The organism is Enterobacter quasihormaechei (assembly GCF_004331385.1).
In the GTDB taxonomy this organism is placed as follows: Bacteria; Pseudomonadota; Gammaproteobacteria; order Enterobacterales; family Enterobacteriaceae; genus Enterobacter; species Enterobacter quasihormaechei.
In genome coordinates this window covers 1-24,346 of sequence record NZ_SJON01000003.1, presented here as the reverse complement: position 1 = coordinate 24,346, position 24,346 = coordinate 1, and the positions used below count along the sequence as shown (strand labels likewise).

Sequence of the window (24,346 nt, the reverse complement as noted above, 5' to 3'; positions counted from 1 at the left end):
CGCCCTGTTTGTGATGTTTCTGAGAATTTCCCGATGGCGCTGTTAATCACTAAAAAATGCATCAACTGCGATATGTGCGAACCCGAATGCCCTAACCAGGCGATTTCGATGGGCGACAGCATTTATGAGATTAACAGCGACCGCTGCACCGAGTGCATCGGCCACTATGAAACGCCGACCTGCCAGAAGGTGTGCCCAATCCCCAATACGATCTTAAAAGATCCGGCACACGTCGAGAACGAAGAACAGCTGTGGGATAAGTTTGTCCTGATGCACCATGCGGACAAAATTTAACTCTCGATAATTACCGTTGCACAGGCATAGTGGCGTTCATCTGCCAGCGTTACGTGCATGTGCGCCACGCCCAGCGTTTCCGCCAGCTTAAGCGCCTCGCCCCATAAGCGCAGACGTGGTTTACCCAGCTCATCGTTAAAGACTTCAAACTGGTTAAACGCCAGGCCGTTACGAATGCCCGTGCCGAACGCTTTCGCCGCCGCCTCTTTTACCGCAAAACGCTTTGCCAGAAAGCGCACCGGCTGTTGATGCGCCTCCCAGATGGCCCATTCGTTATCGCTCAGCACGCGTCTTGCCAGGCGATCGCCGCTGCGGGCGATCACCGCTTCGATGCGGGCTATTTCAACGATATCGGTACCTAAGCCCAGAATGGCCATTACTGACGTGCTTCCAGCATCAGGCGCTTCATCTCTGAAACTGCCTCTTTCAGGCCGCTCATTACCGCCCGGCCAATAATCGCGTGGCCGATGTTCAGCTCGTGCATTTCCGGCAGAGCAGCAATGGCCTTCACGTTGTGATAGGTCAGGCCGTGTCCGGCGTTAACCTTCAGGCCCAGACTGGCCGCGTAGGTTGCCGCTTTGGCAATACGCTCCAGCTCTTTAGCCTGTTCAGCGTCATTTTCAGCATCAGCATAGCAGCCGGTGTGAATTTCAATGTACGGCGCGCCCGCGTCGGCCGCGGCTTTAATCTGGCTGAAATCGGCGTCGATAAACAGGGAAACCAGGATACCGGCATCCGCCAGGCGTTTGCAGGCGTCGCGCATTTTGTCGAGCTGCCCCGCCACGTCCAGACCGCCTTCGGTCGTCACTTCCTGACGCTTTTCCGGCACCAGACAGCAGAAGTGCGGCTTCGTATCGCAGGCAATCGTCAGCATCTCTTCCGTTACCGCCATCTCCAGGTTCATGCGGGTATCCAGCGTCTGGCGCAGGATGCGCACGTCGCGATCGGTGATGTGGCGACGGTCTTCACGCAGGTGGACGGTAATGCCGTCCGCCCCAGCCTGTTCAGCGATAAATGCCGCCTGAACCGGATCCGGATACGCGGTGCCGCGCGCGTTGCGCAGAGTGGCGATATGGTCGATGTTGACGCCTAACAGTAATTCAGCCATGACAATCCTCGGTTTTCTTTCTGATGCTGTGGTCTAACGTTTCGGCATAAACTGCCTGAATAATTCGCGGCTCTTTAAGGGCTTGCCACCAAGATACGGCTTGAGCGCAATTCGGGTAAAGCGTTTTGCGGCGCGCAGGGTGTCGGCGTCCGGGAACTCGCGTTCATACAGTGCTCTGAGCTGGCGTCCGGTAAAGGTGCTGTTATCAACGACGACGCTGGCAATAAAGCCCTTTTCCTCACGATAGCGATAGGTCATGGTATCTTCTACCTCGTCCCCACTCCCCGCACAGTGCAGAAAATCGACGCCGTATCCAAGGTGACCGAGCAGCGCCAGCTCGAAACGACGCAGCGTAGGCTCAGGGGTGCCGGTTGCGCCAGCGAGCGACTGAATACAGTGCAGGTAATCAAAGAAAAGTTCAGAGAAGCGGGTCTCATGTTCAAGCACCCGTGAGATAAGTTCGTTGACGTACAAACCGCTGTAGAGCGTGATGCCAGAAAGAGGAAGCGCGAGGGAGACGGCTTCAGCACTGCGCAGGGTTTTGACTTCCCCTCGCCCGCCAAAGCGGACCAGCAGCGGGGTAAAAGGCTGTAAGGCACCTTTGAGATTAGAACGTTTGGAACGTGCGCCTTTGGCAACAAGGCGCACGCGACCGGACTCTTCCGTGAAGACGTCCAGCATCAGGCTGGTTTCGCTCCAGGGACGACTGTGCAGGACAAAGGCGCGCTGCCATCCATCCATATGCTCGCCGTCTTTGTTTACTGGTCTTCGCCGTAACCGAGGCTGCGCAGCGCACGCTCATCATCGGCCCAGCCAGATTTCACTTTCACCCACAGTTCCAGGTGAACCGGTGCTTCAAACATGTCCTGCATGTCTTTACGGGCTTCGATTCCGATAGTTTTGATCTTGGCGCCTTTATTGCCGATCACCATCTTCTTCTGACCTTCACGCTCAACGAGGATCAGACCATTGATATCGTAACCGCCGCGCTCGTTCGACTGGAAACGCTCGATCTCAACCGTGACCGAGTACGGCAGCTCTGCGCCCAGGAAACGCATCAGCTTCTCGCGGATGATTTCAGAGGCCATAAAGCGCTGCGAGCGATCGGTGATGTAATCTTCCGGGAAGTGATGAGTCGCTTCTGGCAAGTGCTTACGTACGATGCCGGCAATGGTATCAACGTTCAGACCGGTTTCCGCAGACAGCGGAACGATGTCCAGGAAGTTCATCTGGCTGCCCAGCCACTGTAGGTGTGGCAGCAGATCGGCTTTTTCCTGCACGTTGTCCACTTTATTGACCGCGAGGATCACCGGCGTTTTGCCGTCGCGCAGCTTGTTCAGGACCATTTCGTCGTCCGGCGTCCAGCGGGTGCCTTCCACAACGAAAATCACCAGCTCTACGTCGCCAATGGAGCTGCTCGCCGCCTTGTTCATCAGACGGTTGATGGCGCGCTTCTCCTCCATGTGCAGGCCCGGGGTATCGACGTAAATCGCCTGATACGCGCCTTCAGTATGGATACCGACGATGCGGTGACGCGTGGTCTGCGCCTTACGCGAGGTGATAGAAATCTTCTGCCCAAGCAGATTATTCAGCAGGGTGGATTTGCCAACGTTCGGACGTCCGACGATGGCAATAAATCCGCAATAGGTTTTGTCGATGCTCATTCCAGCTCCAGCATTTTTAACGCCTGTTCGGCGGCAGCCTGTTCAGCCTTACGACGGCTTGAACCCGTGCCGACCACCGGTTCACTCAGGCCACTGACCTGGCAATGGATGGTAAATTCCTGATCGTGCGCTTCGCCACGCACCTGCACCACCAGATAGGATGGCAGCGGGAGGTGACGACCCTGCAAATATTCTTGCAGACGCGTTTTCGGATCTTTTTGCTTATCGCCCGGGCTGATTTCGTCCAGACGGGTCTGATACCAGTTCAGGATCAGCTTTTCTACGGTCTGGATATCGCTGTCCAGGAACACGCCACCGATTAAGGCCTCGACCGTATCGGCAAGAATGGATTCACGACGGAATCCACCACTTTTCAGCTCACCCGGCCCCAGACGCAGACATTCACCCAGCTCAAACTCGCGTGCGATTTCAGCGAGGGTGTTGCCGCGCACCAGCGTGGCGCGCATGCGGCTCATATCACCTTCGTCCACACGCGGAAAACGATGATAAAGCGCATTCGCAATCACGAAGCTTAAAATAGAGTCGCCCAAAAACTCGAGACGCTCATTATGTTTGCTGCTGGCACTGCGATGGGTTAATGCCTGTTGCAACAACTCCTGATGATGAAAAGTGTAGCCCAGCTTCCGTTGAAGCCGATTAATTACGATGGGGTTCATGCGATACCAATAAATGAATGCGTCAAAAATGCAGCACACGAAACCGACCTGAGAAAACCAACGCGGTTTCGTGTGCCGTGGCACCCTTGCAGGGCCAACCTTAAACTTCGGGGGAATATTCTATACACAACGACAGGGGATGTCGTTAGTTCAAAGAGATTTATCGCTGAAATAATTCACGTAGCGGCTAATAAAAGCCGCTACGCGTTATTTTTCACGAAAATTAATGGATTCCGCCAATACGATTCAGGCGAACGCCGGTCGGCCACTCGCCTTCCTGCTTCTCGAAGCTCATCCAGATAGCGGTTGCTTTACCGACCAGATTCGCTTCCGGCACGAAGCCCCAGTAACGGCTGTCCGCGGAGTTATCGCGGTTATCACCCATCATGAAGTAGTGTCCCGGCGGCACAATCCAGGTCGCCAGCTGCTGGCCCGGCTGCTGGTAGTACATTGCCAGCTGGTCCTGCGCGATTGGTACGGTCAGAATGCGGTGAGTGACATCGCCCAGCGTCTCTTTGCGCTCAACCAGACGAATGCCGTTCTCTTTGGTTTCACCTTTTGGCACCTGGAAGAAACCGCTGGTCGCTTCACCGCCGTTACGACGGGCGAAGGTCTGCACAAAATCACTTGGCTCGACGTTGGAGTAAGTGATTGGCAGCGCATTTTCGCATGCAGTACCAGAGCGACAGCCAGGCTGAACGGTGACCTCTTTCGCCACCGGATCGTAGGTCACTTTATCGCCCGGTAAACCTACCGCGCGCTTAATATAGTCCAGGCGCGGATCGTCGGGATATTTAAACACCACGATATCGCCACGTTTCGGATGACCCGTTTCGATCAGCGTTTTCTGGTAGATCGGATCTTTAATGCCATAGGCAAACTTCTCAACCAGAATAAAATCACCAATCAGCAGCGTTGGCATCATCGATCCTGACGGGATCTGGAACGGTTCATAGATAAATGAACGTACCACCAGCACAATCGCCAGCACCGGGAATACCGATGCCCCCGTTTCCAGCCAGCCCGGTTTAGGGCCAACTTTCTTCAGGGTTTTCGCGTCCAGCGCATCGTCAGTGGCTGCCTGCGCGGCAGCCTGACGTTCACGGCGTTTTGGGGCGAAGATAAACTTATCCAGGCACCACAGCAGGCCTGTCACCAGGGTAGCGATGACCAGGATCAGGGCAAACATGTTCGCCATGCCAACTCCTTAAGGTTATTTACCGTTACCGTCTTTACCAACATGAAGGATGGCAAGGAATGCTTCCTGCGGCAGCTCTACGTTACCGACCTGCTTCATACGCTTCTTACCTTCTTTCTGCTTCTGCAACAGCTTTTTCTTACGGCTGACGTCACCGCCATAGCATTTCGCCAGAACGTTTTTACGCAGCTGCTTCACGGTTGAGCGGGCAATGATGTGGTTACCGATGGCCGCCTGAATCGCAATGTCAAACTGCTGACGCGGGATCAGATCTTTCATCTTCTCAACCAGCTCGCGACCGCGGTACGGTGCGTTATCGTTGTGGGTGATGAGCGCCAGGGCATCAACGCGTTCGCCGTTGATCAGCACGTCCACGCGGACCATGTTCGAGGCCTGGAAGCGTTTGAAGTTGTAGTCCAGCGACGCATAGCCGCGGGAGGTGGACTTCAGACGGTCGAAGAAGTCGAGCACCACTTCCGCCATCGGAATTTCATAGGTCAGCGCCACCTGGTTACCGTGGTAAACCATGTTGGTCTGCACGCCACGCTTCTCAATACACAAGGTGATCACGTTGCCGAGGAACTCCTGTGGCAGCAGCATGTGACACTCTGCGATAGGCTCACGCAGTTCCTGAATGTTATTCAGCGGCGGGAGCTTGGACGGGCTATCAACGTAGATCACCTCTTTCGACGTGGTTTCTACTTCGTAAACAACCGTCGGGGCGGTGGTGATCAGATCCAGATCGTATTCACGCTCCAGACGTTCCTGAATGATCTCCATGTGCAGCAGGCCGAGGAAGCCACAACGGAAGCCGAAGCCCAGCGCCGTAGAGCTTTCTGGCTCGTAGAACAGGGAGGCATCGTTGAGGCTCAGCTTACCGAGCGCATCGCGGAAGTTTTCGTAATCATCGGAGCTGACCGGGAACAGACCCGCATAGACCTGCGGTTTCACTTTCTTGAAGCCGGGCAGCGCTTTATCTGCCGGGTTACGTGCACCGGTCAGGGTATCACCCACCGGCGCGCCGAGGATGTCTTTAATGGCACAGACCAGCCAACCCACTTCGCCGCATTTCAGCTCGGTACGGTCAACCTGTTTTGGCGTGAAGATGCCCAGACGGTCAGCGTTGTAAACCTGTCCGGTGCTCATGACCTTGATTTTGTCGCCTTTACGCATGGTGCCGTTTTTAATACGCACCAGCGAGACAACGCCGAGGTAGTTATCAAACCAGGAGTCGATGATCAGCGCCTGCAACGGCGCATCCGGGTCGCCTTCCGGCGGCGGAATGTCACGCACCAGACGTTCCAGTACGTCCGGAACGCCGACGCCGGTTTTTGCCGAGCAACGTACGGCATCGGTCGCATCAATACCGACGATATCTTCAATCTCTTCCGCTACGCGCTCAGGATCGGCGGCTGGCAGGTCGATTTTATTCAGAACCGGCACCACTTCGAGATCCATTTCCATGGCGGTGTAGCAGTTTGCCAGCGTCTGGGCCTCTACGCCCTGCCCGGCATCCACCACCAGCAGCGCGCCTTCGCAGGCCGCCAGCGAGCGTGATACTTCATAAGAGAAGTCAACGTGCCCTGGGGTGTCGATAAAGTTCAGCTGGTAGGTTTCACCATCGGTAGCCTTATAGTCGAGCGTTACGCTCTGCGCTTTGATGGTAATACCGCGTTCGCGTTCCAGGTCCATGGAGTCCAGAACCTGGGCTGCCATTTCACGATCAGACAGGCCACCGCAAATCTGGATAATACGGTCAGACAGCGTCGACTTACCGTGGTCAATGTGAGCTATGATCGAAAAGTTACGTATGTTCTTCATATAGTTAAATAATTATGCCTTACGAATTCCTGGAGGCCGCTGTTCTTAGCCTGACGTTTTTCAGTGCGAAAACGCAGCATTCTACACTACATCCTCGTCTGCTGGAAATGCACTTAGAGCCAGGTATAGCGCGAAGAGACGACGTTTTCTTTATTGCGGTGTAAATAATAATAAAGCCCGGCAGATCACCGGGCCTCAGAAGAGAGCGTCTCAACACGAAGTTGGTCGGGTGCCAGCGCAACGCTGAGGATAACGGGCTGCCAGGCTTCCCGGGCGGTAAGTCTCGGGGAGAGGCCTTTAGCAAGCCAGAATCCGCCCACGCCGCCTAAAGCGGCTCCGCACATGGCAGCCAAATCCGTGCCAAACAGCATCTGGAAAACCCCGCCCATCACGAACAAACCTGCCAGCGGAGAAAGGTAAACCAGCATGGCCGAGGTGAGCAGGCTACCTTCAGCGATGCCCAGCTCCACTTTCTGCCCTGCCACCAGCGGCTGGTCACTTGGCACCGCAATAGTATGCGACGTCTGCGGCCCCAGCTTATTCAACACGCGGCTGCCGCAGCCGGCTCGGGAGGCGCAGCTGCTGCATGATGCTTTAACATCACAGCTGACGAGCGCTACGCCATCCTGCCAGGAAACGACCGTGGCCCACTCTTTAATCATTGTGCCGCCCTGAATTTGATGCTGTCTGAAATGCGTTTTGCCGTTGGCGGCGGTAATTCACCGACAATGGTGATTTCTGCGTTATCGCGCACCGTGGTACTAACCGTCCGGCGGCCGGTTCGGAGCATCTGTTCGGAACTGTTCGCCGTTGCGCGATTGATGTTCACAGAGAAGCTAAACAGACCATCGGAGTAGAGTCGTGACTCAACCGGCGTTTCGATGGTAGGCAGCTGGCGACGGCTGCTGGAAACTTCGCTGAACCCTTGCGGGATCCAGGAAGGTACCCAGTTGAAATTAACAGAATCGCCGGCAGGAACGGAAAGCAAAGGCGGCAGACTGGCTTTGGCCAGATTTTGCATGCTGTTGCCAACCTGGCTGTTCACGTCGAAGGAGATCACGCGGAATTGTTCAAGCGTTTCACCGTCGCGATCGAGCAGATCAACGCGCATCGGCAGCTTCGTCTCTGCGTCAATCCAGACGATATAGCTGTAACGTGTGCCATCCCGCGCGACAACGCGGATCACTTCGCACAGTCTGTCGGCAATACGTGTTCGCCCCACAGAGATAAAATCATAGTAGGGAGCGAGACGTTTAAAATCGGTATAAATGAGCGACGGCAGAGAATCAACGATGTAGTCGCCATTAAGCGTAAACGGCTCAAGGCCAGGCTCGAAATAGCTGATTTCGTTCCCACGCTGGACCACTTCCCGACGCGGGCCATCCATCTGTAAAAGCTGGGCGAGCGGCTGATTATCAAGGCGGGCGTGGCGATAGCGTAACGATTCGACACCCTGCTTATTGATGCTGATAAATGCCAACTCATAATTGAGTGACTGGCTGGCCAGATTCATTTGCTGCAACAACGCCCCGGATGAAACATCAGCCGAGGCGTTAGCAGAGAAGAACAGGCTACCCGTCATCAAAGACATGGCGAACCAAAGTTGCTTCATTACTGCGATTGCGTTCCTAAAGTTTGGTTTCCTGGCACCTGCACAGCAGCCTGCTGGGTTTGGGCCTGCTCAAACTGAAGCTGCTCGGAGTGCAGACGACGCTGCAACTCGTAATCCTGCAACATCGCATTAATGCGACGACGCTGCTCCTGTACCTGCTGTTGCTGTCCGCCGCTTGCGGAGGCATCTGCCGGTACGCCCAGGCTCACCGGGCTGGCTTTACCCATCATCGGCAGCGTATTGAACACTGGCGCTTCAGGCTGCTGGCTGGCTTCAGACTGAGTATTATAGTGCTGGACCCCAACGATAACTGCAAGCGATACGCACGCAGCGACACCCATCTGGGTGAGCTGGCTCGCCCACGGACGCACCTTGTGCCAGAACGGCATTTTCTGCCACTGGTGAGGTGCAGGCTGCGCTTCAGGAATCAGCGGCGTGGTCTGATGAACAGGTTCGTTCTCAATGGCCGCCATAACGCGAGCTGAGATATCGAAATGGAGAACCTCGCTGGTATCACCGCGCATCGTGTCGCGGATGAGGTGATAGTTCTCCCAGGTCTGTTGCATTTCGGGAGAATGAGACAGCTCATCAAGCAGCTCACTATCCAGCGTTTCACCATCCATTAAAGCGGAAAGTTTTTCTTTCTGCATGCCTAATACCTTTTCCAGTATCCCGCTATCGTCAACGCCTGATAAGCGGTTGAACTTTATTATCAATGGCTTCTCGCGCACGGAAAATTCGTGAACGAACCGTGCCGACCGGACAATCCATGATGGCGGCTATCTCTTCATAGCTTAGGCCATCCAGCTCCCGTAACGTAATTGCCATGCGTAAATCTTCCGGGAGCGACTCGATCGTGCGAAAAACGATTTGTCTCAGTTCTTCTGACAACATTAAGTTCTCAGGGTTCGAAATTTCTTTCAGCGCGCCGCCACTTTCGAAGTTTTCCGCGTCGATAGCATCGACATCACTTGAAGGCGGACGACGCCCCTGAGCAACCAAATAATTTTTAGCCGTATTGACTGCAATGCGATACAGCCAGGTATAAAAAGCACTATCCCCCCGGAAGGAATCCAGCGCGCGATAGGCCTTAATAAAAGACTCTTGTACGACATCAGGCACATCGCCTGACGGTACATAGCGGGAAACCAGACTCGCTACCTTATGCTGGTAGCGCACCACCAGTAGGTTAAAAGCTTTCTGATCTCCCTTCTGGACCCGTTCAACCAGGACCTGGTCCGTTAACTGCTCGCTCATCCGAGGTAATGTCTCCCCAAACCAAATTCCACGCGTTATCGAAACGCCACTCTACCAACAATGCACTTTGAGCAAGCACCGAGTTAGAGCGTCTGTTCTTCAATAAGTTCCGTAACGCCTTTGTTTTTGTTCATCGCGCCGCAGACCGTTCATTTTCTCTCATTATAAGTCTGTTCACGATACGCACCCGCTTTCTGACAAGAATCATCAACTTTATCGTCAGAAGAGTAACGCAACACAGGCTTTATTTCACCACAAAATCTGAAGCTAACGATCTGCTTCGCAAAATATTTCCCGTCATTTAGCGATGATTTAACTTCTGGCCTTTCGTTTAGTCATTGCAACACGCATCAAAAAAAACGTGCGATAACTCGCATCAGAATGCTATTCTCCCGATACCATGTTTAGTAAATTAAACAAACATCATGAACACGACGCCTGAACTTCATTGTGATGTACTGATCATCGGTAGCGGTGCTGCCGGCCTTTCCCTCGCGCTGCGCCTGGCAAAACATCAGAACGTCATCGTGCTGAGTAAAGGGCCGATGAGCGAAGGTTCCACCTTCTATGCACAAGGCGGCATTGCCGCCGTGTTTGATGAAACGGACAGCATTGCCTCACATGTAGAAGATACTCTGATTGCCGGTGCCGGGATCGTGGATGAGCATGCCGCAGAATTTGTCGCCAGCAATGCCCGCCACTGTGTGCAATGGCTTATCGACCAGGGTGTGCTGTTTGATACACACGTTCAGCCCAATGGTGAAGAGAGTTATCACCTGACCCGTGAGGGCGGGCACAGCCACCGCCGTATTCTGCACGCTGCTGATGCGACCGGAAAGGCGGTTGAAACTACGCTGGTCAGCAAAGCCCTCAGCCATCCCAATATTCAGGTGCTGGAGCGCAGCAACGCCGTCGACCTGATTATTTCCGACAAGATTGGCCTGCCCGGCACGCGCCGCGTTGTCGGCGCATGGGTGTGGAACCGGAATAAAGAGAAGGTGGAAACCTGCCAGGCAAAAGCCGTTGTGCTGGCGACCGGCGGAGCCTCCAAGGTTTACCAGTACACGACGAACCCGGATATCGCGTCCGGAGACGGTATCGCCATGGCCTGGCGCGCCGGCTGCCGCGTGGCGAATCTGGAGTTTAATCAGTTCCATCCCACCGCCCTGTTCCATCCGCAGGCGCGAAACTTTCTGCTGACGGAAGCGCTGCGCGGTGAAGGCGCCTGTCTTAAGCGCCCGGACGGCTCCAGGTTTATGCCGGACTTCGACCCCAGAGGTGAACTGGCGCCGCGGGATATCGTGGCCCGCGCCATCGACCACGAAATGAAGCGGCTTGGCGTGGACTGCATGTATCTGGACATTAGCCATAAGTCGGCAGAATTTATTCGCCAGCACTTCCCGATGATTTACGAAAAGCTGCTGAGTCTGGGTATCGATTTAACCCGCGATCCGGTACCAATTGTGCCTGCCGCCCACTATACCTGTGGCGGCGTGATGGTTGACGATCACGGTCGTACCGACGTGGATGGCCTCTATGCGATCGGCGAGGTCAGTTATACCGGCCTGCATGGCGCCAACCGCATGGCATCAAACTCGCTGCTGGAGTGTCTGGTATATGGATGGTCTGCTGCGGAAGATATTGCCAAACGCATGCCCTACGCGCGTGCGACAACGCGCCTGCCGGCGTGGGATGAAAGCCGGGTGGATAACCCTGACGAACGGGTGGTAATCCAGCATAACTGGCACGAGCTGCGGCTGCTCATGTGGGATTATGTCGGGATTGTACGCACAACGAAGCGTCTGGAGCGCGCGTTACGCCGCATTATGATGTTGCAGCAGGAAATTGATGACTATTACGCCAATTTCCGCGTTTCCAATAACCTGCTGGAGCTTCGCAACCTGGTGCAGGTTGCCGAGCTGATTGTGCGCTGCGCAATGATGCGCAAAGAGAGTCGTGGTCTGCATTATACGCTGGACTATCCCGACACGCTGGAAACATCCGGCCCGTCGGTGCTGACGCCGCAGGTTCACATAAACAGGTAAAAGGCCTGGGTCAGGGCAGTGTAGTCTTCGGAATAACGCTGGTCTGGCCCGCGAATGACCATCCTGTCGATAAAGCACTCCCCCTCTTTCGGCGAGAGCGCCAGCAGCACGCGGTGCGGTAAGCGCCCTTCCGTATCGGAGATATCGGTACGAAGACGCAACTTCCAGCCGATCTCACGAGCGATCTCAATAAAGGTGTTGCCCGTGCTTTCAGGCAGGACCACGCAGAAAAATCCCTCTTCCGAGATAAGTTCCGCCGCACTGGTCAGGAGTGACGGGTGATCGAGCGAACGGGTGTATCGCGCCTGCTCGCGTTCCGGCGTTCCACACTCCACGCCGGGCACGAAATACGGCGGGTTGCTGACGATCAAATCGTAACGCGCGGTCTGCTCTGGTGCCCAGGTCAGGACATCTGCGCATTCCACCCTGACGCGTTCTGCCCACGGGGATTCAGCAGCGTTTTCACGCGCCTGCTGCGCCGCCTGAGGATCAAGCTCAACGGCATCGATCGTGACGTGTTCTTCCGTTCGCTGCGCCAGCATCAGCGCCTGTAGCCCGGTGCCCGTCCCGATATCCAGAATGCGTTTTACACCTGCGACAGGCGCCCATGCACCCAGTAAAATACCGTCTGTACCGACTTTCATCGCACAACGATCGTGCGCCACAAAAAACTGTTTAAACGTAAAACCATCGCGGCGCAGCTGCGCTTTGAGTTGAGACATGTCAGGGCAACCTTCTGTGTGAAACTGGAGTAGCATAGGGGAAAGCGAAGTGGCCGAAAAGCGATATCCATACAAACAGATGAAGATTACAGCCGTAACGTCTATAATCAGCGCCCCACACAGAGGTAGAACATGACTGTAACGACTTTTTCCGAACTTGAACTCGATGAAAGCCTGCTCAATGCTCTTGAGAGCAAAGGCTTTACACGCCCGACCGCCATTCAGGCCGCGGCCATTCCGCCTGCGCTTGAGGGCCGCGATGTGCTCGGTTCTGCGCCAACCGGCACGGGGAAGACAGCAGCCTACTTGCTGCCTGTGTTGCAGCATTTGCTCGATTTTCCGCGTAAAAAATCAGGCCCGCCGCGTATTTTGATCCTGACCCCGACCCGTGAGCTGGCGATGCAGGTTGCCGAACACGCGCGTGAGCTGGCGGCGAACACCCATCTGGATATCGCTACCATCACCGGCGGCGTAGCGTATATGAACCACGCGGAAGTGTTCAGCGAAAACCAGGATATCGTTGTTGCGACGACAGGCCGTCTGCTGCAATACATTAAAGAAGAGAACTTCGACTGCCGCGCGGTGGAAACGCTCATTCTCGATGAAGCTGACCGCATGCTGGACATGGGCTTTGCCCAGGATATCGAACACATTGCGGGTGAAACGCGCTGGCGTAACCAGACCATGCTGTTCTCGGCAACCCTTGAAGGGGATGCCATCAAAGATTTCGCCGAACGTCTGCTGGAAGATCCGGTGGAAGTGTCCGCCACGCCATCCACGCGCGAGCGTAAGAAGATCCACCAGTGGTACTACCGCGCAGATAACCTTGAGCATAAGGTTGAGTTGCTGAAACACCTGCTGAAGCAGGAAGATGCAACCCGTACCATCGTCTTCGTTCGCAAACGCGAGCGCGTGCATGAGCTGGCAGAAATGCTGCGCAACGCCGGCATCAATAACTGCTATCTCGAAGGTGAAATGGCGCAGGTTAAGCGTACCGAAGGGATTAAGCGTCTGACCGATGGCCGCGTGAATGTGCTGGTTGCCACCGACGTTGCCGCGCGCGGGATCGACATCCCTGACGTGAGCCACGTGATCAACTTTGATATGCCACGCAGCGGTGATACTTATCTCCACCGCATTGGCCGTACCGGCCGTGCGGGCCGTAAAGGTATTGCTATCTCTCTGGTAGAAGCGCACGACCATCTGCTGCTTCAGAAAATTGGCCGCTACGTTGATGAGCCGCTTAAAGCTCGCGTTATCGACGGACTTCGTCCGACCACACGTGCACCGAGTGAAAAAATGACGGGTAAACCGTCCAAGAAAGCGCTCGCGAAACGTGCCGAGAGAAAAGAGAAAGAAAAAGAGAAACCGCGCGTTAAGCAGCGACATCGCGACACCAAAAACATTGGTAAGCGCCGTAAGCCAAGCTCTGCTGCGCCAGAGACAAAAACTGAAGAGTAAAAAAAAGCCGGGACATTCCCGGCTTTTTTATTCCCCCCCGTGGCTGAAACCTTACAGGCTTTCAGTAAAGGTACGAGCAATAACGTCGCGCTGCTGTTCCGGGGTCAGAGAGTTGAAGCGTACCGCATAGCCAGACACGCGGATGGTCAGCTGCGGGTATTTTTCCGGGTGCTCAACGGCGTCCATCAGGGTTTCGCGACGCAGAACGTTAACGTTCAGGTGCTGACCGCCTTCCACGCGGACTTCTGGCTTCACTTCCATTGGAATTTCACGGTATTCAATTTCGCCCAGCTTGTTCACCGGAACGATTTCGTCTTCCGCAAAACCTGCTTTCGCTACGACACAGCGCGCTTCGTTTTTTTCGCTGTCCAGCAGCCAGAAAGAGTTCAGCAGATCGTCGTTTGCTGCTTTAGTAATCTGGATACCTGTAATCATGTGTTGCCTCCCTTAGGCTACATTAACTGATGCTGGCCTTTCGCGGCCAATTGGTAAAACCATTGTTTCTTGTGTGTATATATAACATTCAGACCCCGGTGATTTATTGATTTAAATCAACAAAACCACTAACCACACAAAGAGTGTGGTCTTCATTTGTTGCTCCAGATCAATTTCTTCGTCTTACCCATTCAACTTATCCCGCATCTTTTCCAAAATAAATTTAGCGACTTAGCCCACTTTTCAGCGTGCTATTTTGCTCACCGGGCTTTAGCAGGTAAGCTAGGGAGAGAATGAAATTCGCAGGAGAGCGAGATGACGACACCTTTAACCTGGCATGACGTGCTGGCAGAAGAGAAGCAGCAGCCCTACTTTATTAATACCCTCAGCACCGTTGCGGCTGAACGGCAGGCTGGCCAGACGATTTATCCGCCGCAGAAAGATGTGTTTAACGCCTTTCGCTATACCGAACTGAGCGACGTGAAGGTGGTTATTCTGGGACAGGATCCCTACCACGGCCCTGGTCAGGCTCACGGACTGGCGTTCTCCGTGCGTCCGGGCGTGGCTATCCCCCCTTCTCTGCTGAATATGTATAAAGAGCTTGAAGGAACGATCCCCGGCTTTACTCGCCCTAATCACGGCTATCTGGAAAGCTGGGCGCGCCAGGGCGTGCTGTTGCTGAACACCGTGTTGACGGTTCGTGCAGGCCAGGCGCACTCCCACGCCAGCCTCGGCTGGGAAACCTTTACCGATAAGGTCATCAGCCTGATTAATGAGCACCGTGAAGGCGTCGTATTTTTACTCTGGGGTTCGCATGCACAAAAGAAAGGGGCGATTATCGATCGTCAGCGTCATCACGTACTGAAAGCACCGCACCCGTCGCCGCTGTCTGCTCACCGCGGTTTCTTTGGCAGTAATCATTTTGTTCTGACAAATGAATGGCTGGAAAAGCGTGGCGAAAAGCCAATTGACTGGATGCCTGTATTACCGGCAGAGAGTGAGTAGTTTGAGCCTGAATGCCCGGTGGACCGGGCATTCAAAATGCACAAAGGCTTATGCTTTATTCTGACGCCACCATTCCGCCAGCAGTACGCCGGTCGCAACGGAGACGTTCAGGCTTTCAACGTTGCCTGTACCGTCGATAGAGACGCTCAGGTCAGCGCTGGAGAGTGCCGCATCAGACAGACCATCACGCTCCTGGCCTAACACCAGCACCATTTTGCGTGGCAGCGTCGCTTTGAACAGCGGCGTTGCGGCACGGCTTGAGGTAGTGACAATGGTGTAGCCCGCTTTACGGAACTGCTCAAGGGCTTCCAGCACGCTGTCGCCGGTGATCGGCTGAACGTGCTCTGCACCGCCTTCCGCAGTACGGATTGCCGCACCGGACTCCAGCAGCGCGGCATCCTGTAACAGCACGCCTTTCACGCCAAAGTGCGCGCAGCTACGCATCATCGCACCCAGATTATGCGGGTTACCCACATCTTCCAGCGCCAGCACGCAGTCATCGGCATCCGCCTGGCTGACCCACTGCTGCACGGTAGTACCGTTACGTTTTTTGATCAGGAAGCAGACGCCGCCGTGGTGTTCAGTACCGGACGCTTTAGTCAGCTCGGCATCGTCAACCACGTGGTAGGCTTTGCGGTTCGCCGCCATCCAGCGCAGCGCTTCTTTAAAGCGCGGGGTCACGCTCTGGATAAACCATGCGCGAACGATACACTCCGGGCGGCTCTGGAACAGGGCCTGACAGGCGTTCTCGCCGTATACACGGGTCTCTTCCGCACGCTGACGACGCAGCACTTCGGGATCGATAAAGCTTTTTCCGCTGATACCGCCGTGATCGGCCTTTTCAGTCGCCTCTTCACCCGGCGCGCGCGAAACGGTACGCCATGGCGATCCACCGTCGCGGACAACATCGTCGCGTTTGCGATCGTCACGCTTACGGTCATCACGTTTGCGGTCATCGCCGCGGTTATTTCTGTCATCGCGGGCGGGGCGACGGCCACCGTCTGCACGAGAAGACGCTGGACGCCCACCACCCTTTCCGGTACGCGGATTTTGGGTGCGTTTATCAGAGTCATCATCACTGCGGACATACATCACTTTGACCTTGCCGCTTTTGTTTTTCATTTCGTCGTTCATGCTTTTCTCCACCAGCGCTGCGCGAAGCGCGCAGATTACCCGATGTGCAAGCTCATAGCCATAATTTCGTACAAAAGCCTGTGACTATTGTTCCCATTGAATAAAACGCGTTGTCGTTTCATACAGGCTCACTGATAATATGTAACATATCAGAAACATTATTGGCGTTCTGCCGTTGTTCCACGGCTCTATCAGAGGTTAGTTATGAATACCGTATGTGCCAACTGTCAGGCTTTAAACCGCATTCCGGACGATCGGATGGATGACGGTGCGAAATGCGGGCGTTGTGGCCACGAATTATTTGATGGCGATGTCATTAACGCGACGGGTGCTACGCTGGACAAACTCCTCAAGGACGATCTGCCTGTTGTGGTCGATTTCTGGGCGCCGTGGTGCGGCCCTTGCCGCAACTTTGCGCCAATTTTCGAAGACGTGGCGGAAGAGCGCAGCGGGAAAATGCGTTTTGTGAAAGTGAATACCGAAGCCGAACGTGAGCTCAGCGCCCGTTTTCGCATTCGCAGCATTCCCACCATTATGATTTTCAAAAATGGTGAAGTGATCGACATGCTCAACGGTGCCGTGCCAAAAGCGCCTTTCGACAGCTGGTTAAACGAATCCCTGTAACATTCACGGGGCACATCTTGTGCCCCGTTCTCTCCTCTGCGAAAATGGGGTTTTTCCTGCCTTTTCGCCCATGACTGATAACGCTGTACTTCAATTACGTGCCGAGCGCCTTGCGCGCGCCACCCGCCCGTTTCTGGCCCGAGGCAATCGTATTCGCCGCTGCCAGCGCTGCCTTTTACCGCTGAAGGTGTGCCTGTGCGAAACGCTTGCGCCGAGCGAGGCAAAAAGCCGCTTTTGTCTGGTCATGTTTGATACCGAACCGATGAAGCCCAGCAATACGGGGCGCCTGATCGCCGATATTCTGCCAGACACAGCGGCGTTTCAGTGGTCGCGCACTGAGCCACCTCAGGCACTGCTCGACCTGGTGGCAAGCCCGGACTATCAGCCAATGGTCGTTTTCCCTGCATCGTATGCAGGCGAACATCGTCAGGTGATTTCGGCGCCGCCATCCGGTAAACCGCCGCTGTTTATTATGCTTGACGGCACCTGGACGGAAGCCAGAAAGATGTTTCGCAAAAGCCCGTATCTTGATGCGCTGCCGGTGATTTCCGTCGATCTGTCGCGCGTTTCGGCCTACCGCCTGCGCGAAGCTCATGCCGACGGCCAGTACTGCACCGCGGAGGTCGCGATTGCGCTACTGGATCTGGCGGGCGATACCCAGGCAGCCGGCGCGCTGGGCAGTCACTTCTCCTGCTTCCGCGAACGTTATCTTGCGGGAAAAACCGTTCATAAGGGTAGCGTCACAGCAACTGAGACAGAAAGCGTTTAAAATCATCAGGTCGCTTGCATTCACGGGAGGCCTGCATGAGCCAGAGAGGGTTAGAAGCGCTACTTCGTCCGAAATCCATTGCCGTTATTGGCGCCTCGATGAAACCGGACCGCGCAGGGTATCTGATGATGCGCAATCTGCTGGCTGGCGGGTTTAATGGCCCGGTCATGCCCGTTACGCCCGCCTATAAGGCGGTTCAGGGGGTGCTGGCGTGGCCGGACGTGAAAAGTTTACCGTTCGTTCCCGACCTCGCCGTGCTCTGTACGCATGCGAAACGAAACCTCGAACTGCTTGAGTCGCTCGGCCAGAAAGGCTGTAAAACCTGTATTATTCTCTCGTCTCCTCCTGAGCAGCAGCCTGAGCTGCTGGCCTGCGCCAGTCGCTACCAGATGCGTATTCTTGGTCCAAACAGCCTGGGTCTGCTTGCGCCCTGGCAAGGGCTGAATGCCAGCTTCTCCCCGGTTCCAATCCGTAAAGGTAAGCTGGCCTTTATTTCGCAGTCGGCTGCGGTATCCAATACGATCCTCGACTGGGCGCAACAGCGTGAGATGGGCTTTTCCTTCTTCATCGCCCTGGGTGACAGCCTGGACATTGATGTTGATGAACTGCTGGATTTCCTGGCGCGTGACAGCAAAACCAGCGCGATCCTGCTCTATCTTGAACACCTGAGCGACGCCCGTCGTTTTGTGTCGGCGTCGCGTAGCGCATCGCGTAATAAACCGATTCTGGTCATCAAAAGCGGGCGCAGCCCGGCGGCGCAGCGCCTGCTGCATTCCCATTCCGGGATGGATCCCGCCTGGGATGCCGCGATCCAGCGCGCCGGTCTGCTGCGGGTTCAGGATACGCACGAGCTTTTTTCTGCCGTCGAAACGTTGAGCCACATGCGCCCCCTGCGCGGTGAAAAGCTGATGATTGTCAGCAACGGTGCCGCTCCCGCCGCACTGGCGCTGGACGAACTGTGGCTGCGCAACGGCAAGCTGGCAACGCTGGGCGAAGCGACGCTTCAGCGCCTGCGGGAGGTGCTGCCGGGCAGCGTTACTCCCGGTAATCCGCTCGATTTACGCGATGATGCCACAAGCGAGCGCTACATCAGGGCGATCTCCCTCCTGCTCGACAGTCAGGATTTCGATGCGCTGATGATCATTCATTCACCCAGCGCCGCTGCGCCCGGCAGTGAAAGCGCACGCGCGCTGATTGAGGCTGTCCGAAACCATCCGCGCGGCAAATACGTCACCCTGCTGACCAACTGGTGCGGCGAGTTCTCCTCACAGGAAGCGCGGCGTCTGTTCAGTGAAGCCGGGCTGCCAACCTACCGCACGCCGGAGGGCACCATTACCGCGTTTATGCATATGGTTGAATACCGCCGCAACCAGAAGCAGCTGCGTGAAACGCCAGCCCTGCCGGGCAACCTCACAGCAAATTCGGTGGACGTGCACAGGCTATTGCAGCAGGCCATTGAAGAGGGCGCCACGTCGCTTGATACGCATGAAGTGCAACCCATTCTTGGCAGCTATGGGATGCAAACGCTGCCCACCTGGATTGCCGGCGACAGCGCCGAGGCGGTACATATCGCTGAGCAGATTGGCTATCCGGTCGCGCTGAAGCTGCGCTCCCCCGATATTCCGCACAAATCAGATGTGCAGGGTGTCATGCTCTATCTGCGCACCGCGACAGAAGTGCAACAGGCCGCGGATGCCATTATCGATCGCGTTAAAATGACGTGGCCACAGGCCAGGATCCACGGCCTGCTGGTGCAGAGCATGGCTAACCGTGCGGGCGCGCAGGAGCTGCGCGTGGTGGTCGAACACGATCCGGTTTTTGGTCCGCTCATTATGCTGGGTGAAGGCGGCGTTGAATGGCGGCCTGAAGAACAGGCGGCTGTCGCGCTTCCGCCACTAAACATGAACCTGGCGCGTTATTTAATTATTCAGGCCATTAAAAGTAAAAAAATCCGCGGGAGAAGCGCTCTGAGGCCGCTTGATATCGCCGGATTAAGCCAGTTTCTGGTGAAGGTCTCTAACCTCATTGTTGACTGTGCGGAGATCCAGCGCCTGGATATCCACCCGCTCCTCGCTTCCGGAAATGAATTTACGGCCCTCGACGTGACGCTGGAAATTGCGCCATTTGTCGGTGACCGGGAAAGCCGTCTCGCCATTCGTCCTTATCCGCTTCATCTGGAAGAGTGGGTGGAGATGAAAAATGGAGAGCGGGCGCTGTTTCGCCCTATCCTGCCGGAAGACGAGCCGCTGCTGCGAGCGTTCATCTCGCAGGTGACGAAGGAAGACTTATACTATCGCTATTTCAGCGAAATCAACGAATTTACCCACGACGATTTAGCCAATATGACCCAGATCGACTACGATCGAGAAATGGCGATTGTGGCGGTTCGCCGTTCCGGAGAGGGAGAGGAGATCCTCGGCGTGACGCGCGCCATTTCCGACCCGGATAACGTGGATGCGGAGTTTGCCGTGCTGGTGCGTTCCGATCTTAAAGGTTTGGGGTTGGGCAGAAGGCTGCTCGAAAAACTCATTGGATATACGCGCGATCACGGATTGTCACGCCTGAACGGCATTACTATGCCAAATAATCGGGGTATGGTGACCCTGGCGCGGAAGCTCGGTTTTGACGTTGATATCCAGCTGGATGAAGGCATTGTCTCCCTGTCCCTCAGCCTGACATCAACGGATAAACACGAGTAAGCTTCTGGAAATGTTACCCACTTTTCTCATCACTGGGGTATCATTGTCCGCTTATGTTGTTTGCCTGGTACAGACAACCCTTCAATGAACAGAGAAGAAACGCACTGTGATGTTGTCAAAATTTAAGCGTAATAAACATCAACAACACCTTGCTCAACTACCGAAGATTTCTCAGTCAGTTGATGATGTAGAGTTCTTTTATGCTCCCGCTCGTTTCCGGGAGACGCTTCTGGAAAAGATTGCCAGCGCGACGCGACGTATCTGCATTGTGGCGCTCTATCTTGAACAGGATGAAGGTGGGCGTGCTGTCCTGAACGCGCTCTATGAAGCGAAACGCCAACGTCCGGAACTGGACGTTCGTGTGCTGGTTGACTGGCACCGCGCGCAGCGTGGCCGTATTGGCGCGGCCGCCTCGAACACTAACGCTGACTGGTATTGCCGCACGGCCCAGGAGAACCCGGGGATCGATATTCCGGTGTATGGCGTGCCCGTGAATACCCGTGAAGCGCTTGGCGTTCTTCATTTCAAAGGATTTATCATCGATGACAGCGTCCTTTACAGCGGCGCCAGCCTGAATGATGTTTATCTCCATCAGCTCGATAAATACCGTTACGATCGCTACCATCTGATCCGCAATCCGCAGATGGCCGACATCATGTTCAACTGGGTGGATAAAAACCTGGTTCATGGCCGGGGTGTCCACCGTCTTGACGATCCTCATCGCCCGAAAAGCCCGGAAATCAAAAACGACGTTCGCTCCTTCCGCCAGGAGCTGCGCGATGCGGTTTATCGTTTCCAGGGTGACGCCAGTAATGAAGAGCTGTCCGTTACGCCGCTGGTAGGCCTGGGAAAAACCAGCCTGCTGAACAAGACGATTTTCCATTTGATGCCGTGCGCGGAGCATAAGCTCACTATCTGCACCCCATACTTCAACCTTCCCGCCGTTCTGGTGCGCAATATTATTCAGCTGCTGCGTGAGGGTAAAAAGGTGGAAATCATCGTCGGGGATAAAACGGCAAACGACTTTTTCATTCCGGAAGATCAGCCTTTCAAGATCATCGGCGCACTGCCTTATCTTTATGAGATTAACCTGCGTCGCTTCCTGAGCCGTTTACAGTACTACGTGAACACGGACCAGCTGGTCGTGCGTCTCTGGAAAGATGAAGATAACAGCTATCATCTCAAAGGGATGTGGGTCGATGATGAGTGGATGCTGCTGACCGGTAATAACCTGAACCCGCGCGCCTGGCGTCTGGATCTGGAGAATGCCATCCTGATTCACGATCCTCAGCATGCATTAGCCGCGAAACGCGATCGTGAGCTGGAGCTTATACGCACGCATACCACAGTGGTTCGTCATTACCGCGATCTGCAAAGCATCGCGGATTATCCGGTAAAAGTTCGCAAGCTGATTCGCCGTCTACGTCGGATCCGTATCGATCGCCTCATTAGCCGTATTCTGTAATTCCCGGGCCCTGTCACTGACGGGGCTTTTTTATGGAGCCTGTTAATGCGTACCCCTTTCCTGATAATCCCTCTTTTCCTGACCGGTTGCAGCCATATGGCGAATGATAGCTGGTCGGGTCAGGACAAAGCTCAACACTTTCTGGCGTCTGCAATGTTGTCCGCTGCGGGCAATGAGTATGCGCTGCACCAGGGATATAGCCGGGATCGAAGTGCCACAATGGGCCTGATGTTCTCCATAAGCCTGGGGGCATCGAAAGAGCTTTGGGATAGCCGCCCCTCAGGAAGCGGCTGGAGCTGGAAAGATTTTGCGTGGGACGTAGCCGGCGCAACAACCGGCTACGCCGTCTGGCAGATGGCACATTATTAAAGGCGGATACCTTTTCCTTTGCGATGCAGCATCAGCGAGACAATAAACGCCAGCGCTCCCATTACGGTGACATACCAGAAGAAGGTCGTTTCACTGCCCCACGACTTAAGTGTTAGCGCGACATATTCCGCCGAACCGCCGAACAGGGCATTCGCGACCGCATAAGAGAGGCCTACACCCAGCGCCCTCACCTGTGCGGGAAACATTTCCGCCTTCAAAATGCCGCTGATTGCCGTGTAAAAACTGATAATGATGAGTGCCACCATGATCAGCGCGAAAGCGGCATACGGCGACGTTGTCTGCTGTAGCGCAGTCAAAAGCGGAACGGTACCCAGGGTGAGCATGCCGCCAAAGATCAGCATGGAGGTGCGGCGACCTATTTTGTCCGACAGCGCGCCGACAATCGGCTGGATAAGCATAAAGACCAGTAACGCCACCGTCATGACGACACTCGCAACGTTTGCATGCATGCCCGTGGTGTTAACCAGATATTTTTGCATATAGGTGGTGAAGGTATAGAAGCTTAGCGAGCCCGCGGCGGTAAAACCTAACACCATCAAAAATGCTTTGCGGTTTCGCCAGAGCCCCTTCATTGAGCCCGCCTCCTTCAGCGCCCTGACCTCCTGTTGAGAGGTTTCATCAAGCTGACGGCGTAGCCACAGGGCGACAACCGCCAGGGCTGCGCCCATGGCAAACGGGATACGCCAGCCCCAGGCGCGCAAATCTTCATCGCTAAGGATTTGTTGCAGGATCACCACAACCAGTAACGCCAGCAACTGTCCGCCAATGAGGGTCACATACTGGAATGATGCATAGAAACCTTTTCGGCCTTCAACCGCCACTTCGCTCATGTATGTCGCACTGGTGCCGTATTCGCCACCGACTGACAGCCCCTGGAACAGACGAGCCAGCAGCAGCAATGCGGGTGCCCATGTTCCGATAGTGTCATATCCGGGCAGGCAGGCAATCACCAGAGAGCCGACGCACATCATGCATACGGAGATGAGCATGGAGGTCTTACGCCCTTTTCTGTCTGCGATCCTGCCGAACAGCCATCCACCGATAGGGCGCATCAGGAACCCGGCGGCAAAAACGCCTGCGGTTTGCAGAAGCTGAGTGGTGGTATTCCCGGACGGGAAAAAGATATGCGCAAAGTAGAGTGAACAGAATGAATAGACGTAAAAGTCAAACCACTCTACGAGGTTCCCCGATGAGGCCCCAACGATTGCCCAAACCCGACGACGGGTATCCTTATTTGCCAAATTGGTGTTATCCGTATCTGCACTGGCTACGGTTTCTGTCATTTTAAAATCCCCTGTCTCACATTGCGGGCCATTGCCCACAAACAGTAAAACCGGATTTAAAACGAATCGTTAGGTAAATAAAATGTTTCTAATATGTTTCATTACGTTTTGTGAACTCGATCAGGTATCGAATTATTAGCGGACGTAGTAATTATCCCCACTTCTGCTGATGCGCCTTTTTTCGCTGCAAATAATCTTCATCTGCCCGAATTTTATCCCACCACTTTTTGAAGACCGCGGCGGCTTCGGCTTTTACAGGATCGCAATCCAGCGGTTTGACCTGGCGCTTCTCATCGTACTTTTTACCGCCTTTATGATTGGCGTATCGCCTGGCGCGGGTATAGCCCATCTGAATGAATTTACGCGCCATATCCATACCCACAAAGTCGTTTTGCTGACGATATTCTTCAAACAGGGCGTAAATTTCTTTCGCCGATCGCGTTGCAACTTCAGCATTTTTGTATCGCCAGTGCGGAAGTATCTCGCTTTTGTAAGGTTCCACCATGAGCACACCCTGCTCTCCCCGCCCCACCTGATACAGCTCTGGATGGTCACGGAAATTAATGTTGGCAAAATCTTGTTGGTAATCAAAGGGACGTATCAAAGCGGCACCATTGTTAAAATCGTTTTAACAATTGTAGGCACGGTCAGACGGTGCCGCCACCCGGCATTTTCTGGCGCAC

The 24,346-nt window shown here is 54.8% G+C and carries 25 protein-coding genes; 9 read left to right on the top strand and 16 right to left on the bottom strand.

Going from position 1 to position 24,346, the window contains the following annotated elements; genetic code table 11:
- Positions 1-33 precede the first annotated feature (33 nt).
- Entirely contained in the window at positions 34-294 is a 261-nt protein-coding gene (locus tag E0L16_RS05285) for a YfhL family 4Fe-4S dicluster ferredoxin (protein WP_023300734.1), read from the top strand.
- On the opposite strand, the gene acpS is transcribed toward E0L16_RS05285, so the two are convergent.
- From acpS to rpoE, 11 genes are all read right to left on the bottom strand, one after another.
- Positions 291-671, bottom strand: a complete 381-nt coding sequence (acpS, locus tag E0L16_RS05280; protein ID WP_063867967.1) for a holo-ACP synthase — start codon at positions 669-671, stop codon at positions 291-293. The two genes, E0L16_RS05285 and acpS, sit on opposite strands and share 4 nt — an antisense overlap.
- The gene (pdxJ, locus tag E0L16_RS05275; protein WP_107533537.1) at positions 671-1,402 is read right to left on the bottom strand and encodes a pyridoxine 5'-phosphate synthase; all 732 of its coding nucleotides are present in this window, start codon (positions 1,400-1,402) and stop codon (positions 671-673) included. The genes acpS and pdxJ overlap by 1 nt, the downstream gene beginning before the upstream one ends.
- A 33-nt stretch (positions 1,403-1,435) precedes the next feature.
- Positions 1,436-2,143 carry a DNA repair protein RecO gene (gene recO / locus E0L16_RS05270; RefSeq protein WP_063867962.1) on the bottom strand — a complete coding sequence of 236 codons (708 nt, stop codon included), beginning with the start codon at positions 2,141-2,143 and terminating at the stop codon, positions 1,436-1,438.
- Between the two features lie 17 nt (positions 2,144-2,160).
- Positions 2,161-3,066 carry a GTPase Era gene (gene era, locus E0L16_RS05265; RefSeq protein ID WP_003860709.1) on the bottom strand — a complete coding sequence of 302 codons (906 nt, stop codon included), beginning with the start codon at positions 3,064-3,066 and terminating at the stop codon, positions 2,161-2,163.
- Entirely contained in the window at positions 3,063-3,743 is a 681-nt protein-coding gene (gene rnc, locus E0L16_RS05260) for a ribonuclease III (protein ID WP_003860711.1), read from the bottom strand. The genes era and rnc overlap by 4 nt, the downstream gene beginning before the upstream one ends.
- 223 nt (positions 3,744-3,966) lie before the next feature.
- Positions 3,967-4,941 carry a signal peptidase I gene (lepB, locus tag E0L16_RS05255; protein ID WP_063867958.1) on the bottom strand — a complete coding sequence of 325 codons (975 nt, stop codon included), beginning with the start codon at positions 4,939-4,941 and terminating at the stop codon, positions 3,967-3,969.
- 15 nt (positions 4,942-4,956) lie between these two features.
- Positions 4,957-6,762 (bottom strand): translation elongation factor 4, encoded by a 1,806-nt coding sequence (gene lepA, locus E0L16_RS05250; RefSeq protein WP_131636468.1) that lies wholly within the window; start codon positions 6,760-6,762, stop codon positions 4,957-4,959.
- Between the two features lie 185 nt (positions 6,763-6,947).
- Positions 6,948-7,424, bottom strand: a complete 477-nt coding sequence (gene rseC / locus E0L16_RS05245) for a SoxR-reducing system protein RseC (RefSeq protein WP_063450543.1) — start codon at positions 7,422-7,424, stop codon at positions 6,948-6,950.
- On the bottom strand, positions 7,421-8,374 hold the full coding sequence (rseB, locus tag E0L16_RS05240; protein ID WP_131636467.1) for a sigma-E factor regulatory protein RseB: 954 nt from the start codon (positions 8,372-8,374) through the stop codon (positions 7,421-7,423). Before rseB ends, rseC begins: the two co-directional genes overlap by 4 nt.
- Positions 8,374-9,024: an anti-sigma-E factor RseA gene (gene rseA / locus E0L16_RS05235; protein WP_063450544.1), complete on the bottom strand. Its 651-nt coding sequence runs from the start codon at positions 9,022-9,024 to the stop codon at positions 8,374-8,376. Before rseA ends, rseB begins: the two co-directional genes overlap by 1 nt.
- A 31-nt stretch (positions 9,025-9,055) precedes the next feature.
- Positions 9,056-9,631: an RNA polymerase sigma factor RpoE gene (rpoE, locus tag E0L16_RS05230; RefSeq protein ID WP_006176728.1), complete on the bottom strand. Its 576-nt coding sequence runs from the start codon at positions 9,629-9,631 to the stop codon at positions 9,056-9,058.
- 425 nt (positions 9,632-10,056) lie between these two features.
- Between rpoE and nadB the strand changes: the two genes are divergently transcribed.
- Entirely contained in the window at positions 10,057-11,676 is a 1,620-nt protein-coding gene (gene nadB / locus E0L16_RS05225) for an L-aspartate oxidase (RefSeq protein ID WP_131636466.1), read from the top strand.
- On the opposite strand, the gene trmN is transcribed toward nadB, so the two are convergent.
- Positions 11,661-12,398, bottom strand: coding sequence for a tRNA(1)(Val) (adenine(37)-N(6))-methyltransferase TrmN (trmN, locus tag E0L16_RS05220; protein ID WP_063867952.1), 738 nt, complete (start codon positions 12,396-12,398; stop codon positions 11,661-11,663). The two genes, nadB and trmN, sit on opposite strands and share 16 nt — an antisense overlap.
- A 132-nt stretch (positions 12,399-12,530) precedes the next feature.
- Between trmN and srmB the strand changes: the two genes are divergently transcribed.
- Entirely contained in the window at positions 12,531-13,859 is a 1,329-nt protein-coding gene (gene srmB, locus E0L16_RS05215; protein ID WP_063450547.1) for an ATP-dependent RNA helicase SrmB, read from the top strand.
- 51 nt (positions 13,860-13,910) lie between these two features.
- On the opposite strand, the gene grcA is transcribed toward srmB, so the two are convergent.
- On the bottom strand, positions 13,911-14,294 hold the full coding sequence (grcA, locus tag E0L16_RS05210; RefSeq protein ID WP_047652709.1) for an autonomous glycyl radical cofactor GrcA: 384 nt from the start codon (positions 14,292-14,294) through the stop codon (positions 13,911-13,913).
- A gap of 315 nt (positions 14,295-14,609) precedes the next feature.
- Here grcA and ung point away from each other — a divergent pair, with 315 nt between their 5' ends.
- A complete protein-coding gene (gene ung, locus E0L16_RS05205; RefSeq protein ID WP_003860729.1) occupies positions 14,610-15,299 on the top strand; it encodes a uracil-DNA glycosylase in 690 nt (229 codons plus the stop codon).
- Between the two features lie 48 nt (positions 15,300-15,347).
- Here ung and E0L16_RS05200 read toward each other — a convergent pair whose 3' ends face one another.
- Complete coding sequence (locus E0L16_RS05200; protein ID WP_017383555.1) at positions 15,348-16,433, bottom strand: tRNA/rRNA methyltransferase; 1,086 nt, start codon at positions 16,431-16,433, stop codon at positions 15,348-15,350.
- Between the two features lie 204 nt (positions 16,434-16,637).
- On the opposite strand from E0L16_RS05200, the gene trxC reads away from it, so the two are divergent.
- The 5 genes from trxC to E0L16_RS05175 all read left to right on the top strand — a co-directional run bounded on the left by trxC (position 16,638) and on the right by E0L16_RS05175 (position 22,359).
- Positions 16,638-17,057, top strand: coding sequence for a thioredoxin TrxC (gene trxC, locus E0L16_RS05195; protein WP_003860733.1), 420 nt, complete (start codon positions 16,638-16,640; stop codon positions 17,055-17,057).
- A gap of 70 nt (positions 17,058-17,127) precedes the next feature.
- Positions 17,128-17,826, top strand: a complete 699-nt coding sequence (gene tapT, locus E0L16_RS05190) for a tRNA-uridine aminocarboxypropyltransferase (RefSeq protein ID WP_131636465.1) — start codon at positions 17,128-17,130, stop codon at positions 17,824-17,826.
- A gap of 35 nt (positions 17,827-17,861) precedes the next feature.
- Positions 17,862-20,525, top strand: coding sequence for a bifunctional acetate--CoA ligase family protein/GNAT family N-acetyltransferase (locus tag E0L16_RS05185; protein ID WP_131636464.1), 2,664 nt, complete (start codon positions 17,862-17,864; stop codon positions 20,523-20,525).
- A 109-nt stretch (positions 20,526-20,634) separates the two neighbouring features.
- Complete coding sequence (pssA, locus tag E0L16_RS05180; protein WP_063450550.1) at positions 20,635-21,990, top strand: CDP-diacylglycerol--serine O-phosphatidyltransferase; 1,356 nt, start codon at positions 20,635-20,637, stop codon at positions 21,988-21,990.
- Between the two features lie 45 nt (positions 21,991-22,035).
- Positions 22,036-22,359: a YfiM family lipoprotein gene (locus E0L16_RS05175; RefSeq protein ID WP_063450551.1), complete on the top strand. Its 324-nt coding sequence runs from the start codon at positions 22,036-22,038 to the stop codon at positions 22,357-22,359.
- Here the strand turns inward: E0L16_RS05175 and E0L16_RS05170 are convergent.
- Both E0L16_RS05170 and E0L16_RS05165 read right to left on the bottom strand, forming a co-directional pair.
- Entirely contained in the window at positions 22,356-23,663 is a 1,308-nt protein-coding gene (locus E0L16_RS05170) for an MFS transporter (RefSeq protein ID WP_131636463.1), read from the bottom strand. The two genes, E0L16_RS05175 and E0L16_RS05170, sit on opposite strands and share 4 nt — an antisense overlap.
- Before the next feature lie 151 nt (positions 23,664-23,814).
- Positions 23,815-24,267, bottom strand: coding sequence for a DUF4385 domain-containing protein (locus tag E0L16_RS05165; protein ID WP_131636462.1), 453 nt, complete (start codon positions 24,265-24,267; stop codon positions 23,815-23,817).
- Between the last annotated feature and the right edge of the window lie 79 nt (positions 24,268-24,346).